This is a genomic window from Citrobacter sp. Cf087 (assembly GCF_030334285.1).
Taxonomy (GTDB): domain Bacteria; phylum Pseudomonadota; class Gammaproteobacteria; order Enterobacterales; family Enterobacteriaceae; genus Citrobacter; species Citrobacter freundii.
This window is the reverse complement of sequence record NZ_JAOWED010000019.1, coordinates 1-14,411: the sequence shown is the minus strand read 5'-3', so window position 1 is coordinate 14,411 and position 14,411 is coordinate 1. Positions and strand designations below refer to the sequence as shown.

Sequence of the window (14,411 nt, the reverse complement as noted above, 5' to 3'; positions counted from 1 at the left end):
CATGGCAAAAACAGCAGCAGCAGTGCATATCCTTGTTAAAGAAGAGAAACTGGCACTGGATCTTCTGGAACAGATTAAAAACGGCGCCGACTTCGGCAAATTGGCGAAGAAACACTCTATCTGTCCATCAGGCAAACGCGGCGGTGATTTAGGTGAATTCCGTCAGGGCCAGATGGTTCCGGCGTTCGACAAAGTGGTCTTTTCCTGCCCTGTGCTGGAGCCAACCGGCCCGCTGCACACTCAGTTTGGTTACCACATCATTAAAGTGCTGTACCGTAACTAATAGAAAGCCCGGTGTTAAACACCGGACTTTTTTTGCCGGATGGCGGCTACGCCTTATCCGGCCTACATCTGCTGTGCGTAGGTCGGGTAAGCGCAAGCGCCACCCGACATCCTATTTAGCCAGCAACGGCAATGCGTTTCATATCGGTCATATAGCCACGCAGTTTCTGGCCCACTTTCTCGATAGCGTGGCTGCGAATCGCATCGTTCACGTCGCGCAGCTGCGCGTTGTCTACCGCGCCTTCGGCAATCGCTTTGCCCAGGTCGCCGGTCTGCAGGGTGGTCATGAACTCTTTCAGCAGCGGTACGCAAGCGTAAGAGAACAGGTAGTTGCCGTATTCTGCGGTATCGGAGATAACCACGTTCATTTCGTACAGACGCTTACGGGCGATGGTATTGGCGATCAGCGGCAGTTCATGCAGTGATTCGTAGTAAGCAGATTCTTCGATGATGCCGGAATCAACCATGGTTTCGAATGCCAGCTCAACGCCCGCTTTCACCATCGCAATCATTAGAACGCCTTTATCGAAGTACTCCTGCTCACCGATTTTACCTTCAAACTGCGGGGCGGTTTCGAACGCGGTTTTACCGGTCTCTTCACGCCAGGTCAGCAGTTTCTTATCGTCGTTAGCCCAGTCAGCCATCATGCCGGAAGAGAATTCGCCGGAAATGATGTCGTCCATGTGTTTCTGGAACAGCGGCGCCATAATCTCTTTCAGCTGTTCGGACAGCGCGTAAGCACGCAGTTTCGCCGGGTTAGACAGACGGTCCATCATCAGGGTGATGCCGCCCTGCTTCAGCGCTTCGGTGATGGTTTCCCAGCCGAACTGAATCAGTTTTTCAGCATATGCCGGGTCAGTACCTTCTTCCACCAGCTTATCGAAGCACAGCAGAGAACCTGCCTGCAGCATACCGCACAGGATAGTCTGCTCACCCATCAGATCAGATTTCACTTCCGCAACGAAGGAGGACTCCAGCACGCCCGCACGGTGACCACCGGTGGCCGCAGCCCAGGCTTTAGCAATCGCCATGCCTTCTCCTTTCGGATCGTTTTCCGGGTGAACGGCGATCAGGGTCGGTACACCGAAGCCACGTTTGTACTCTTCACGAACTTCAGTACCCGGGCACTTCGGTGCCACCATCACAACGGTGATGTCTTTACGGATCTGCTCGCCCACTTCGACGATGTTGAAGCCGTGGGAGTAGCCCAGCGCCGCGCCATCTTTCATCAGCGGCTGTACGGAGCGCACCACGTCGGAGTGCTGTTTGTCCGGGGTCAGGTTAACGACCAGGTCCGCCTGCGGGATCAGCTCTTCGTAGGTACCCACTTTGAAGCCGTTTTCGGTCGCTTTACGCCAGGAAGCACGCTTCTCAGCAATGGCTTCTTTACGCAGTGCGTAGGAGATATCCAGACCGGAGTCACGCATGTTCAGGCCCTGGTTCAGACCCTGAGCGCCACAGCCGACGATGACCACTTTTTTACCCTGAAGGTAGCTCGCACCATCGGCGAATTCGTCGCGGCCCATAAAGCGACATTTACCCAGCTGTGCCAGCTGCTGGCGCAGGTTCAGTGTATTAAAGTAGTTAGCCATGATGGTGTACTCCGTGATGTTGTGTTGTGGTGCTTATTATTCGGTTCGCAGATTTGTATTTGCGAGATTGAATCCACATTACAACAGGAAATTTATTGCGGAAATTGATATATTCACAACATCACATTGCAATTTATGCAACGTAGAAAATCGGAGGTTCGTCTGTGGATTTACGCGATCTGAAAATGTTCCTGCATTTGGCTGAAAGTCGCCACTTTGGCCGCAGCGCACGGGCAATGCACGTCAGCCCCTCCACGCTTTCGCGCCAGATTCAGCGCCTGGAAGAAGATCTCGGCCAGCCGCTGTTTGTGCGCGATAACCGCACGGTCACGCTGACCGAAGCGGGCGAAGAGCTGCGCGTATTCGCCCAACAGACGCTGCTGCAATACCAGCAACTGCGCCACACCCTCGATCAACAAGGGCCGTCGCTGTCAGGCGAACTGCATATTTTCTGTTCGGTAACTGCGGCATACAGCCATCTGCCACCCATTCTCGATCGTTTCCGCGCCGAGCATCCATCGGTGGAAATTAAGCTCACCACCGGCGACGCCGCCGATGCGATGGACAAAGTGGTCACTGGTGAAGCCGATCTGGCGATTGCCGGTAAGCCCGAGACACTACCCGGCGCGGTGGCGTTCTCGATGCTGGAGAATCTGACGGTGGTGCTGATCGCCCCGGCGCTGCCCTGCCCGGTGCGTAATCAGGTTTCCGTCGAGAAACCCGACTGGTCGACGGTGCCGTTTATCATGGCCGACCAGGGGCCGGTCCGCCGCCGCATTGAGCTGTGGTTCCGCCGTCACAAAATCAGCAACCCATCGATTTACGCTACGGTAGGCGGTCATGAAGCGATGGTCTCAATGGTGGCGCTGGGCTGCGGCGTGGCGCTGCTGCCGGAAGTGGTGCTGGAAAACAGCCCGGAGCCGGTACGTAACCGCGTGATGATTTTAGAACGCAGCGACGAGAAAACGCCGTTCGAACTCGGCGTCTGCGCGCCGAAAAAGCGGCTGCATGAACCGCTGATCGACGCGTTCTGGAAGATTGTTCTGGAACGTAAATCTGCCGACTAGCGCCAGCGTCAGGCCTAAAATCAGTGGTAGATTCAGTATTGGCGCTCCTTTTCTGTATAATGTCGTGATCCATTGTAGTGGGGGGCTTGTTAACCATCGCGTTAAGCAGGCCAGAACAGACGGTGTCATTGCGCACTTGACAGCGAAAATACAAACTTAATTAGCCATCATTATGATAATCAAACCAAAAATTCGTGGATTCATCTGTACAACGACCCATCCGACTGGCTGCAAAGTCAACGTGGAAAAGCAGATCGAGTATGTTAAGCAGAACGGGAAAATCGAGAACGGCCCGTCCCGCGTGCTGGTGATCGGTGCTTCCACCGGTTACGGTCTGGCTTCCAGAATTTCTGCCGCCTTTGGCAGCGGAGCCGCCACTATCGGCGTATTTTTCGAAAAACCGGGCACGGATACCAAACCGGGTTCCGCAGGCTGGTATAACTCTGCCGCCTTCGATGAAGCCGCTAAGCGTGAAGGTCTGTACTCCAAAAGCATCAACGGCGATGCGTTCTCTGACGAATGCCGTGATGAAGTGATCAAACTGATAAAAGAAGACCTGGGTCAGATTGACCTGGTGGTTTACTCACTGGCGTCCCCAGTGCGTAAAATGCCGAAAACCGGTGAAATCGTCCGTTCTGCGCTGAAGCCAATCGGTGAGGTTTACACCTCTAAAGCGATCGATACCAACAAAGATCAGATCATCACCGCCAGCATTGAGCCGGCAACCGAAGAAGAAGTTCAGAACACCGTTACCGTAATGGGCGGAGAAGACTGGGAACTGTGGATGGGCGCGCTGAGCGAAGCTGGCGTGCTGGCTGACGGCGTGAAAACCGTAGCCTACTCCTACATCGGTACCGACCTGACCTGGCCAATCTACTGGCACGGCGCGCTGGGCAAAGCGAAAGAAGATCTCGATCGCGCCGCGGGCGAACTGCGTAACCAGCTGGCTCCGCTGCACGGCTCTGCGAACGTTGCCGTACTGAAATCCGTAATCACCCAGGCGTCTTCCGCCATTCCAGTGATGCCGCTGTACATCTCCATGGTCTTCAAGCTGATGAAAGCACAGGGGATTCATGAAGGTTGTATCGAGCAAATCAACCGTCTGATGACCACCAGCCTGTACGGTGACAAAGTGGCGCTTGATGACAACCAGCGTATCCGTATGGATGACTGGGAACTGCGTGATGACATTCAGCAGGCATGTCGCGACCTGTGGCCGCTGATCACCACCGAAAACCTGGCGCAAGAAACCGATTATGCAGGCTACAAGCAGGAATTCCTGAACCTGTTCGGTTTTGGTCTCGACGGCGTGGACTACGACGCTGACGTGAACACCGAAGTCGAATTCGACGTTATCACGCTGTAATCTGCTGATACAGTAGCAAAAAGGGTTCATGTTTTTACATGAACCCTTTTTTAATGGCTGTTGTTAACCCGCCAGGAAGAACCTGAACGCCGGGTTATGGGTCTCGTCGTGGCACTCATAGCCCAGTTCATTGAGCCGGGTTTCGAAGTCCGGTTCGTTATCGCCCAGCTCAAACGCCGCCAGTACACGGCCGTAGTCGGTACCGTGGCTACGGTAGTGGAATAGCGAGATATTCCAGTGCGTTCCCAGGGTGTAGAGGAACTTCAGCAGCGCGCCCGGCGATTCCGGGAACTCAAAGCTATAAAGGCGCTCTTGCAACGGCTTAGAAGGACGGCCACCGACCATATAGCGCACATGCAACTTGGCCATTTCATCGTCTGACAGATCCACCACGCTGTAACCGCCATCTTTGAGTAGGCTAAGGATTTCCTTACGCTCCTCAACGCCGCGGCTCAGCCGCACGCCCACGAAGATGCAGGCATCTTTGGCGTCAGCAAAGCGATAATTGAACTCGGTCACCGAACGCCCTCCCAGCAGCTGGCAGAACTTCAGGAAGCTGCCCTTCTCTTCCGGAATCGTCACCGCCAGCAACGCTTCACGCTGTTCGCCCAGCTCGCAACGTTCGGAAACGTAGCGCAGGCCGTGGAAGTTAACGTTAGCGCCGGAAAGAACATGCGCCAGACGTTCACCGCGAATATTGTGCTGGGCGATGTATTTTTTCATCCCCGCCAGCGCCAGCGCCCCGGAAGGCTCAGCCACCGCACGTACATCCTCGAACAGGTCTTTCATTGCCGCACAAATAGCATCGCTATCGACAGTGATAATATCGTCGAGATATTCCTGGCACAGACGGAAGGTTTCATCGCCAATACGTTTCACCGCTACGCCTTCGGCAAAGAGACCCACACGCGGCAGATCCACCGGATGACCAGCATCCAGCGCCGCTTTCAGGCAGGCCGAATCTTCCGCTTCCACGGCAATCACTTTGATTTGCGGCATCAGCTGTTTAATCAGCACCGCAACACCTGCCGCTAATCCGCCACCACCAACAGGCACGAATACGCGATCGAGATGAGCGTCCTGCTGGAGCAGCTCCAGCGCCAGCGTGCCCTGCCCGGCAATCACCATCGGATGATCAAACGGTGGAACCCAGGTAAAACCCTGCTGCTGTGACAGTTCAATCGCTTTGGCTTTGGCTTCATCAAAATTCGCGCCGTGCAGCAGCACTTCTCCGCCGAAGCCGCGAACGGCATCGACTTTGATATCGGCGGTAGCCGTTGGCATGACAATCAGCGCCTTCACGCCTAAGCGCGCAGAAGAGAACGCGACACCCTGAGCATGATTACCCGCCGATGCGGTGATGACCCCATGCGCTTTTTGCTCTTCGGTCAAGCCCGCCATCATGGCATAGGCACCGCGTAGCTTGAAGCTGTGAACGGGTTGACGGTCTTCGCGCTTCACCAGAATGACGTTATCGAGGCGCGAAGAAAGCTTTTCCATTTTCTGTAGCGGCGTTACCTGTGCCGCTTCGTATACCGGCGCACGCAGTACCGCTCTGAGATACTCAGCGCCCTCAGGAGCACCGGATAGAGGTTGTGAATCCGCCATGGTCATTATCCCCCGAGCTTCGACTTATCGCGCACCGCACCTTTGTCGGCACTGGTTGCCAGGCTGGCATAGGCGCGCAGTGCAAAGGAGACCTGACGTTGACGATCTTTTGGCGTCCAGGCTTTGTCACCGCGAGCTTCCTGCGCTTCACGGCGCGCAGCGATTTCCGCATCACTCAGTTGCAGTTGAATGCCACGATTCGGGATATCGATGGCAATCATGTCACCATCTTCGATAATCGCGATATTACCGCCGCTGGCCGCTTCCGGAGAAACGTGACCGATTGAAAGCCCCGAAGTACCGCCGGAGAAACGACCATCGGTAATCAGCGCACAAGCCTTGCCGAGGCCCATCGATTTAAGGAAGGTGGTTGGGTAGAGCATTTCCTGCATGCCTGGCCCGCCTTTCGGCCCTTCGTAGCGAATGACAACCACGTCGCCAGCCACCACTTTACCGCCGAGGATTGCTTCAACCGCATCGTCCTGGCTTTCATAAACTTTTGCCGGGCCGGTGAATTTCAGGATACTGTCATCCACGCCTGCAGTTTTTACGATACAGCCGTTTTCCGCAAAGTTACCGTACAGGACTGCCAGACCGCCGTCTTTGCTGTAAGCATGTTCCAGCGAGCGGATGCAGCCTTCAGCGCGGTTGTCATCCAGCGTATCCCAACGGCAGTCCTGCGAGAACGCCTGGGTGGTACGGATGCCCGCCGGTCCGGCGCGGAACATTTTTTTCACCGCGTCGTCTTTGGTCAACATCACGTCATACCGATCAAGCGTTTGCGGCAGAGTCAGACCCAGCACGTTTTTCACGTCGCGGTTCAGCAGTCCGGCACGATCCAGTTCGCCTAAAATACCCAGTACGCCGCCTGCGCGGTGCACGTCTTCCATATGGTATTTCTGCGTGCTCGGCGCCACTTTACACAGCTGTGGGACTTTGCGGGACAGCTTGTCGATATCACTCATGGTGAAGTCGATTTCCGCTTCCTGTGCGGCCGCCAGCAGGTGCAGAACGGTGTTGGTGGAGCCGCCCATGGCGATATCCAGCGTCATGGCGTTCTCAAACGCCGCTTTACTGGCAATGTTGCGCGGCAGGGCGGAGGCATCATCCTGCTCATAGTAGCGTTTAGTCAGCTCAACGATGCGTTTACCCGCGTTAAGGAACAGCGTTTTACGGTCGGCGTGAGTCGCCAGCAGCGAACCGTTACCCGGCTGCGACAGGCCCAGCGCTTCGGTCAGGCAGTTCATTGAGTTGGCGGTGAACATGCCGGAGCAGGAGCCGCAGGTTGGACAGGCGGAACGTTCAACCTGCTCGCTTTGTGAGTCGGAGACTTTCGGGTCAGCGCCCTGAATCATCGCATCAACCAGGTCGAGCTTGATGATTTGGTCAGAGAGCTTGGTTTTCCCGGCTTCCATCGGACCGCCGGAAACAAAGATCACCGGAATATTCAGGCGCAAAGAGGCCATTAACATCCCAGGGGTGATTTTGTCGCAGTTAGAGATACAGACCATCGCATCGGCGCAGTGGGCGTTAACCATGTACTCAACGGAGTCAGCAATCAGCTCGCGCGACGGCAGTGAATACAGCATGCCACCGTGCCCCATGGCGATACCATCATCCACAGCAATGGTGTTGAACTCTTTCGCCACGCCGCCTGAGGCTTCGATTTGTTCGGCAACCAGTTTACCGAGATCGCGCAGGTGGACGTGACCCGGCACAAACTGGGTAAAAGAGTTCACCACAGCGATAATCGGTTTACCGAAATCATCATCGGTCATCCCGGTGGCGCGCCACAGTGCGCGGGCACCCGCCATATTGCGGCCGTGGGTGGTGGTAGCAGAACGATACTTAGGCATGCTTGATTAACTCCCGTCTGTCTAATAATTGGGACGGTGCGTGCCGTCCCAAATTTATGTTTATTGATTAACCTGATCCAACCAGCCGTATTTATCTTCCGTTTCACCAGTGAAGAGGCCAAAGAAGGCCTGCTGGATGCGTTTGGTGACCGGACCGCAGCGGCCTTCGCCCACCTGGATACCATCGACGCTGCGTACTGGGGTGATTTCGGCCGCGGTACCGGACATGAACACTTCGTCGGCCAGGTACAGCGATTCACGGGACAGCACCTGCTCACGCACTTCGATATCGAGATCTTTCGCCAGCTTAATGATCGCGTCACGGGTGATACCCGGCAGTGCAGAAGAGGTAAACGGCGGGGTAAACAGAATGCCGTCTTTTACTTCAAACAGGTTTTCACCCGCGCCTTCAGAAATGTAACCATTCACATCCAGGGCAATGCCTTCCTGATAGCCATGACGACGCGCTTCACTACCCACCAGCAGCGAAGACAGATAGTTACCGCCCGCTTTAGCCGCTGTAGGGATGGTGTTCGGCGCAACGCGGTTCCAGGAAGAAACCATCGCGTCGATCCCCTGTTCCAGCGCTTCAGCACCAAGGTAAGCGCCCCACGGGAACGCAGCGATGATCACGTCAGTGGTGTATCCCGCTGGCGGGTTAACGCCCATCCCCACGTCGCCAACAAACACCAGCGGACGGATATAGGCGCTGGTCAGATTGTTTTTACGAATCACCTCACGGCAAGCTTCCATCAACTCATCAACGCTCTGAGAAACCGGAAAACGATAGATCTTGGCTGAATCACGCAGACGCTGCATATGTTCGCGATGACGGAACACCACCGGCCCTTTGTGAGAATCGTAGCAACGGATGCCTTCAAATACAGAAGTACCGTAGTGCAGCGCGTGGGACATCACGTGAACCTTAGCGTCTTCCCAACGAATCATCTCGCCATTAGACCAAATGTAATCAGCTTTTTTCGTCGTCATTTTTCTTCCTTTTGCGCTCAGGCGCGGATTTGTTGTGATGTGGTTGTGCTCTGGCAGATAGCAACATGTGCAACGTCTACCAGTTTACTTAACTGACTAAACAGTAAGTCGACCGACCGGGGGCTGGCAACGGTCAATTCGATATTTATATTTTGCGCATCGCTGGCGGCTTCCATATTCATGGAGCACACCTGAAAACCGCGATGGCGTACCACGCGTAAAACACGTTCTAACGTTTCCGGATTGAACCGAGCCTCAACGGCGACCTGATGTTGCATCATGATAATTTCTCCAGCATTTCTGAGTTACTGGCACCTGGCGGTACCAGAGGCCAGACATTCTCAAGTTCGTCGATTGAGACATGAAGCAGGTATGGCCCCTCGCTGTTCAGCATGGTGTCGAGTGCCGCTTCAACCTGGTCTTTACGGGTGATGTGTTGACCTGGGATGCCGAAGGCACTGGCCAACATGAGGAAATCGGGGTTATCGGTAAGGGTGGTTTCGCTATAACGTTCCTGGAAAAACAGCTGCTGCCATTGTCGCACCATGCCTAACCGCTGGTTGTCGAGTAAAACTATCTTCAGCGGCAACTGCTTGCGTTTTACGGTGCCGAGCTCCTGTACATTCATCATGAAGGAACCGTCACCGGAGATACAGATTACCGTATCGTTCGGGCGAGCAACCTGCGCGCCAACCGCTGCTGGCAAGCCAAAGCCCATCGTGCCCAGGCCGCTCGAGGTGATAAAATTTTCCGGGCGGGTGTAGGTCATATGCTGCGCCGACCACATCTGATGCTGGCCAACATCCGTTGTCACTACGCTGTCCGCGGGTTTGCGATCGGACAACTGCTTCAACAACAGTGGCGCGTAGATAGCCTCACCGGGATGATCATAGCGCCAGGTATGCTCTGTGCGCAGTTCAGCACTATGCTGACGCCATGCGTCAATCTTCAGCGATTGCTGCAATGCCGGCAGCAGAGAATTTAAATCACCCTGCAATGCTACGTGCGCCTGGCGCAGCTTGTTCATTTCCGCAGGGTCGATATCCATGTGGATCACGCTGGCGTTTGGTGCGAAGGTATTCAGCTTGCCGGTTACCCGGTCATCAAAACGCGCGCCCACTGCAATCAGTAAATCACATTCTTGCACCGCGAAATTTGCCGCTTTAGTGCCGTGCATTCCCAACATACCCAAATAGTATGGGTAGTCAGCCTCTACTGCGCCCAGCCCCTTCAACGTGCAGGCGACCGGCATTTGGGTTACCGCGATAAATTCACGCAGGGCCGGGACCGCCTGCGCCATACCAACGCCGCCACCTACGTACAGGATAGGTTTCTGCGCTTGTGCCAGCATTTTACGCGCCTGCTCAACGTCAGCGTGCGGGAAAACCTCTACGTTTTTGACTGTCGTAAAATACGGCTCCAGCGTACCGCTGGCCAATTGGATGTCTTTCGGGATATCAACCAGAACCGGCCCCGGACGACCGGAATTCGCCACAGCAAAAGCTTCAGCCATGATGCGCGGCAGCTCTTCCAGTGACTGCACCAGGAAACTGTGTTTGGTGCAGGACAGAGACATACCCAGAACGTCCACTTCCTGGAACGCATCCGTTCCGATGAAAGATGATGCCACCTGGCCGGTGATCGCCACCACAGGAACTGAATCTAACAGCGCATCGGCAAGGCCCGTGATCAGGTTGGTAGCACCAGGTCCGGAAGTGGCGATACACACGCCGGTTTTACCGGTCGCACGGGCATAGCCAATTGCTGCCATTGCCGCGCCCTGCTCGTGTCGGCACAACAGGTGTTCTACGCCGCCGTCATATAACGCATCGTAAACCGGCATAATTGCGCCACCAGGATAACCAAAGACGGTTTGAACCCCTTGTGCACGCAACGCATGTACCACCCACTGTGCCCCATTCATAGTTACATCCCCGCCGTAAATCTTGAGAAACAGAATTTTATGCTACCGTTCACTTTCTGCTCCTCGTGTATGTTTTTAAGGTCAAAAAAAACCCCCGGACCTTTCGGTGCGGGGGTCTTAGTTCGTTAAGGCTTGTTTTCTAAGCCTTTCCTCGTCCAAGTGCAGCCCCGCACGGTGGGATAATAATCACCACCACGCTAATCACGACCAGGCTAATCACTCGTAGAAGGGCTGTCATTTTTGTATTTTCTTGCATCTTGTTCGAAGGAATACCTAAAGAGTTACCATAGAATTTGCAAATGACACAAGATATTTTTTTATTCGTTTTTCTGACGACGTTAACGGTTTAGATAAATATCGTTGTTTTTTAAACAGAAAATCAAAGGTGAAAATATTTCACGTTTCAGGTGATTCTCGGCAACCCACTCCCTACTAAAAACGCCATGCAAAAGCGTTTGCGAGCGCTATTCCAGACTTAATGTAATCAGTGTTGAGCCACATAAAAACACGGGAATAAGCCTCTAAAAACCGTAATTATGTGAAATCTTGCAGCGATGTATTGCGACATAATGCTTTCATCAGGAGGGCTTATGTCACTATCGATTGTTCACACACGCGCTGCGTTGGGCGTGAATGCGCCAGCCATTACCATCGAGGTACATATCAGCAATGGTTTGCCTGGTTTAACCATGGTGGGATTACCCGAAACAACGGTAAAAGAGGCCCGCGATCGGGTTCGCAGTGCGGTAATTAATAGCGGTTATGAATTCCCGGCAAAAAAGATAACCATAAACCTCGCGCCAGCCGATCTCCCAAAAGAAGGGGGACGATATGATTTACCTATCGCAGTTGCGCTTCTGGCCGCTTCTGAGCAGCTTACTACCCATAATCTCGATACATATGAGCTGGTAGGCGAATTAGCGCTTACAGGTGCGTTACGCGGCGTTCCCGGTGCGATATCAAGTGCAACCGAAGCCATTCGCGCAGGCAGGAGAATTATTGTCGCAAAAGAGAATGCAGCTGAAGTTGGACTAATACAGGGTGAAGGGTGCCTCATAGCCGATCATCTACAGGCAGTATGCGCATTCCTCGAAGGTAAGCATGATTTAGACAGACCATCATCAGCAGATTTTATCCCCTGCGCATTAGCAGATGATCTGAGCGATGTTATCGGCCAGGAACAGGGTAAACGCGGGCTGGAGCTTACCGCAGCTGGCGGTCATAACCTCATACTCATCGGCCCTCCGGGTACGGGTAAGACTATGCTGGCCAGTCGCCTGAGAGGATTGCTTCCGCCACTGAGTAACGATGAGGCACTGGAAAGCGCCGCGATTCTTAGTCTGGTCAATTCCGACACGCTACAGAAACAGTGGAAACAACGCCCTTTTCGCTCTCCGCATCACAGTGCTTCATTAACCGCCATGGTCGGTGGAGGCTCTATTCCTGCGCCAGGCGAGATCTCTCTGGCGCATAACGGCATACTATTTCTGGATGAACTACCCGAGTTTGAGCGGCGCACACTGGATGCACTGCGCGAACCCATTGAGTCCGGACAGATACATCTATCCCGCACCAGAGCAAAAATCACCTATCCCGCTCGCTTTCAACTCATAGCCGCCATGAATCCCAGCCCAACAGGCCATTATCAGGGGAACCATAACCGCTGTACCCCAGAGCAGACGCTACGCTACCTCAATCGATTATCAGGTCCATTTCTTGACCGCTTCGATCTCTCTCTCGAAATCCCTTTGCCACCGCCCGGGATACTCAGCCAGAACCAGGTAAAAGGGGAAGATAGCGCAACGGTGAAGCAACGTGTTATGGCAGCGCGAGATCGTCAGTATCGACGACAAAATAAGTTAAACGCGCATCTGGACAGTCAGGATATCCATAAATACTGTCCACTGCGCAGCGACGATGCACAGTGGCTTGAAGAAACGCTCGCGCATCTCGGATTATCTATCCGCGCCTGGTTACGCCTGATAAAGGTTGCTCGAACGATCGCGGATATAGAACAATCTGACCATATCTCTCGCCAGCACTTACAGGAGGCTGTTGGGTATCGGGCGATAGACAGATTACTCATTCATTTGCAAAAACTACTGGCATAAAAAAAGGGCTTTCGCCCTTTTTTATTAATCATCAGATTCGGTGTAGTCTTCCGCACCTTCCACCTGAGGTTTCCCGCCTGACAGCGTGTGGAAGCGTTTTGGACGCTTAATGCGCGTCATGTATTTGGACCACACACGTTCAGCTTCGGTAACCGGTTCGCGCTCACCACGGCATACCGCAACAAACAGTTTTTCTTCTTCCGTTACCGGCTCACGCTTGCCCAGATCCAGCTCGTTGAAAGCATAACCGTGACGCTCAAGCAGTTGTGCTTCTTTAATGGTGAAATCACCATGACGGGAGAATCCGCGGGGATAATATTTATTATCGAAATATCGATTAGTCGTCGTAAAGCTTTCCGCCATCCTGCACGCTCCTAATTCTTTGGCCGAGCTATTTATGGCGCGGAGTATTAGTTACGCTTGACAGAGCGTCAAACAAAAGATTTAAATCATAACGACAAATAATTTTATGGAGCGAGTTGTGGATACGGAATTGTTAAAAACTTTCCTGGAAGTTAGCCGGACACGCCACTTTGGCAGGGCTGCTGAAGCGCTCTATCTGACCCAATCAGCGGTTAGTTTCCGGATCAGACAACTGGAAAATCAATTGGGTGTAAACCTGTTCACCCGACACAGAAACAATATCCGTTTAACCGCTGCAGGTGAAAAATTACTGCCTTACGCTGAAACGCTGATGAATACGTGGCAAGCCGCACGTAAGGAGGTTGCGAATACCTCGCGGCATAACGAGTTTTCTATTGGTGCCAGCGCATCCCTCTGGGAATGCATGCTTAATGGCTGGTTGGGGCGTTTGTACCAATCCCAGGAGCCGCAATCCAGCCTGCAGTTTGAAGCGAGGATCGCTCAGCGACAGTCGTTAGTAAAACAGCTCCATGAACGACAGCTTGATCTACTGATTACTACCGAAACGCCCAAAATGGACGAATTTAGCAGCCAACTGTTGGGATATTTCACGCTGGCGCTCTATTGCAGCTCTCCTTCGCAAACCAAGGATGAACTGAATTATCTGCGTCTGGAATGGGGACCTGACTTTCAGCAACACGAAGCGGGATTGATTGCGGGAGATGAAGTGCCGGTACTCACCACCAGTTCGGCAGAATTGGCCAGGCAGCAACTTTCAGTCCTTAGAGGCTTTAGCTGGCTTCCGGTCAGTTGGGCTAAAGGTAAAAGCGATCTCCATACGGTTACTGACAGTACAACCCTTTCGCGCCCGTTATATGCAGTTTGGCTGCAAAACAGCGATAAACATGCACTGATTTGCGACTTGCTGAGCACGAATATTCTGGAAGATTAAAGAAAATATGGGCAAGGATGCCGAGAATAAAACAACTGGAAGGCACTGCGCAAATTGCAGATAAAAAAAATCCTTAGCAAGAATGCTAAGGATTGTTTCTGGCAGGGGCGGAGAGACTCGAACTCGCGACACCCGGTTTTGGAGACCGGTGCTCTACCAACTGAGCTACGCCCCTAAATTTTTTATCATTAAGCCTGCTTAGTAGCAGGCTTAATTTTCTAATAAGTGGCGGAACGGACGGGACTCGAACCCGCGACCCCCTGCGTGACAGGCAGGTATTCTAACCAACTGAACTACCGC

Annotated in this window: 13 protein-coding genes and 1 tRNA gene; 5 read left to right on the top strand and 9 right to left on the bottom strand. The window is 53.5% G+C overall.

Annotated elements, in window-relative coordinates; all coding sequences use genetic code 11:
• Position 1: 1 nt before the first annotated feature.
• Positions 2–283 carry a peptidylprolyl isomerase PpiC gene (ppiC, locus tag OGV57_RS00960; protein ID WP_003017999.1) on the top strand — a complete coding sequence of 94 codons (282 nt, stop codon included), beginning with the start codon at positions 2–4 and terminating at the stop codon, positions 281–283.
• A gap of 115 nt (positions 284–398) precedes the next feature.
• Here ppiC and ilvC read toward each other — a convergent pair whose 3' ends face one another.
• The gene (ilvC, locus tag OGV57_RS00955; RefSeq protein ID WP_003844614.1) at positions 399–1,874 is read right to left on the bottom strand and encodes a ketol-acid reductoisomerase; all 1,476 of its coding nucleotides are present in this window, start codon (positions 1,872–1,874) and stop codon (positions 399–401) included.
• 164 nt (positions 1,875–2,038) lie between these two features.
• Between ilvC and ilvY the strand changes: the two genes are divergently transcribed.
• Positions 2,039–2,941: an HTH-type transcriptional activator IlvY gene (gene ilvY / locus OGV57_RS00950; RefSeq protein WP_003018003.1), complete on the top strand. Its 903-nt coding sequence runs from the start codon at positions 2,039–2,041 to the stop codon at positions 2,939–2,941.
• 172 nt (positions 2,942–3,113) lie between these two features.
• The gene (gene fabV / locus OGV57_RS00945; RefSeq protein ID WP_003841179.1) at positions 3,114–4,307 is read left to right on the top strand and encodes an enoyl-ACP reductase FabV; all 1,194 of its coding nucleotides are present in this window, start codon (positions 3,114–3,116) and stop codon (positions 4,305–4,307) included.
• A 63-nt stretch (positions 4,308–4,370) separates the two neighbouring features.
• On the opposite strand, the gene ilvA is transcribed toward fabV, so the two are convergent.
• The 6 genes from ilvA to ilvL all read right to left on the bottom strand — a co-directional run bounded on the left by ilvA (position 4,371) and on the right by ilvL (position 10,923).
• Positions 4,371–5,915 carry a threonine ammonia-lyase, biosynthetic gene (gene ilvA, locus OGV57_RS00940; RefSeq protein WP_003844611.1) on the bottom strand — a complete coding sequence of 515 codons (1,545 nt, stop codon included), beginning with the start codon at positions 5,913–5,915 and terminating at the stop codon, positions 4,371–4,373.
• A 5-nt stretch (positions 5,916–5,920) separates the two neighbouring features.
• Positions 5,921–7,771 (bottom strand): dihydroxy-acid dehydratase, encoded by a 1,851-nt coding sequence (gene ilvD, locus OGV57_RS00935; RefSeq protein ID WP_016151227.1) that lies wholly within the window; start codon positions 7,769–7,771, stop codon positions 5,921–5,923.
• Positions 7,772–7,831: 60 nt separating this feature from the next.
• A complete protein-coding gene (locus OGV57_RS00930) occupies positions 7,832–8,761 on the bottom strand; it encodes a branched-chain amino acid transaminase (RefSeq protein WP_003018014.1) in 930 nt (309 codons plus the stop codon).
• A 17-nt stretch (positions 8,762–8,778) separates the two neighbouring features.
• Complete coding sequence (gene ilvM, locus OGV57_RS00925) at positions 8,779–9,042, bottom strand: acetolactate synthase 2 small subunit (protein ID WP_003018017.1); 264 nt, start codon at positions 9,040–9,042, stop codon at positions 8,779–8,781.
• The gene (ilvG, locus tag OGV57_RS00920; protein ID WP_003841174.1) at positions 9,039–10,685 is read right to left on the bottom strand and encodes an acetolactate synthase 2 catalytic subunit; all 1,647 of its coding nucleotides are present in this window, start codon (positions 10,683–10,685) and stop codon (positions 9,039–9,041) included. The genes ilvM and ilvG overlap by 4 nt, the downstream gene beginning before the upstream one ends.
• Before the next feature lie 139 nt (positions 10,686–10,824).
• Positions 10,825–10,923 (bottom strand): ilv operon leader peptide, encoded by a 99-nt coding sequence (ilvL, locus tag OGV57_RS00915; RefSeq protein ID WP_001311244.1) that lies wholly within the window; start codon positions 10,921–10,923, stop codon positions 10,825–10,827.
• Positions 10,924–11,275: 352 nt separating this feature from the next.
• Between ilvL and OGV57_RS00910 the strand changes: the two genes are divergently transcribed.
• Positions 11,276–12,796: a YifB family Mg chelatase-like AAA ATPase gene (locus OGV57_RS00910; RefSeq protein WP_054528914.1), complete on the top strand. Its 1,521-nt coding sequence runs from the start codon at positions 11,276–11,278 to the stop codon at positions 12,794–12,796.
• 24 nt (positions 12,797–12,820) lie between these two features.
• Here OGV57_RS00910 and maoP read toward each other — a convergent pair whose 3' ends face one another.
• Positions 12,821–13,159, bottom strand: a complete 339-nt coding sequence (gene maoP, locus OGV57_RS00905) for a macrodomain Ori organization protein MaoP (protein ID WP_003018025.1) — start codon at positions 13,157–13,159, stop codon at positions 12,821–12,823.
• A gap of 106 nt (positions 13,160–13,265) precedes the next feature.
• On the opposite strand from maoP, the gene hdfR reads away from it, so the two are divergent.
• Entirely contained in the window at positions 13,266–14,111 is an 846-nt protein-coding gene (gene hdfR, locus OGV57_RS00900) for an HTH-type transcriptional regulator HdfR (RefSeq protein ID WP_086529734.1), read from the top strand.
• Positions 14,112–14,210: 99 nt separating this feature from the next.
• On the opposite strand, the gene OGV57_RS00895 is transcribed toward hdfR, so the two are convergent.
• A tRNA-Trp gene (locus OGV57_RS00895) sits at positions 14,211–14,286 on the bottom strand.
• Positions 14,287–14,411 lie beyond the last annotated feature (125 nt).

Bases quoted from the DNA above. Each gene is read 5' to 3' on its own strand.
- OGV57_RS00910 (WP_054528914.1), top strand. From the start codon at position 11,276: ATGTCACTATCGATTGTTCACACACGCGCTGCGTTGGGCGTGAATGCG.
- ilvL (WP_001311244.1), bottom strand. From the start codon at position 10,923: ATGACAGCCCTTCTACGAGTGATTAGCCTGGTCGTGATTAGCGTGGTG.
- ilvM (WP_003018017.1), bottom strand. From the start codon at position 9,042: ATGATGCAACATCAGGTCGCCGTTGAGGCTCGGTTCAATCCGGAAACG.
- maoP (WP_003018025.1), bottom strand. From the start codon at position 13,159: ATGGCGGAAAGCTTTACGACGACTAATCGATATTTCGATAATAAATAT.
- ilvA (WP_003844611.1), bottom strand. From the start codon at position 5,915: ATGGCGGATTCACAACCTCTATCCGGTGCTCCTGAGGGCGCTGAGTAT.
- ilvD (WP_016151227.1), bottom strand. From the start codon at position 7,771: ATGCCTAAGTATCGTTCTGCTACCACCACCCACGGCCGCAATATGGCG.
- fabV (WP_003841179.1), top strand. From the start codon at position 3,114: ATGATAATCAAACCAAAAATTCGTGGATTCATCTGTACAACGACCCAT.
- ilvC (WP_003844614.1), bottom strand. From the start codon at position 1,874: ATGGCTAACTACTTTAATACACTGAACCTGCGCCAGCAGCTGGCACAG.
- OGV57_RS00930 (WP_003018014.1), bottom strand. From the start codon at position 8,761: ATGACGACGAAAAAAGCTGATTACATTTGGTCTAATGGCGAGATGATT.
- ilvG (WP_003841174.1), bottom strand. From the start codon at position 10,685: ATGAATGGGGCACAGTGGGTGGTACATGCGTTGCGTGCACAAGGGGTT.
- ppiC (WP_003017999.1), top strand. From the start codon at position 2: ATGGCAAAAACAGCAGCAGCAGTGCATATCCTTGTTAAAGAAGAGAAA.
- hdfR (WP_086529734.1), top strand. From the start codon at position 13,266: ATGGAGCGAGTTGTGGATACGGAATTGTTAAAAACTTTCCTGGAAGTT.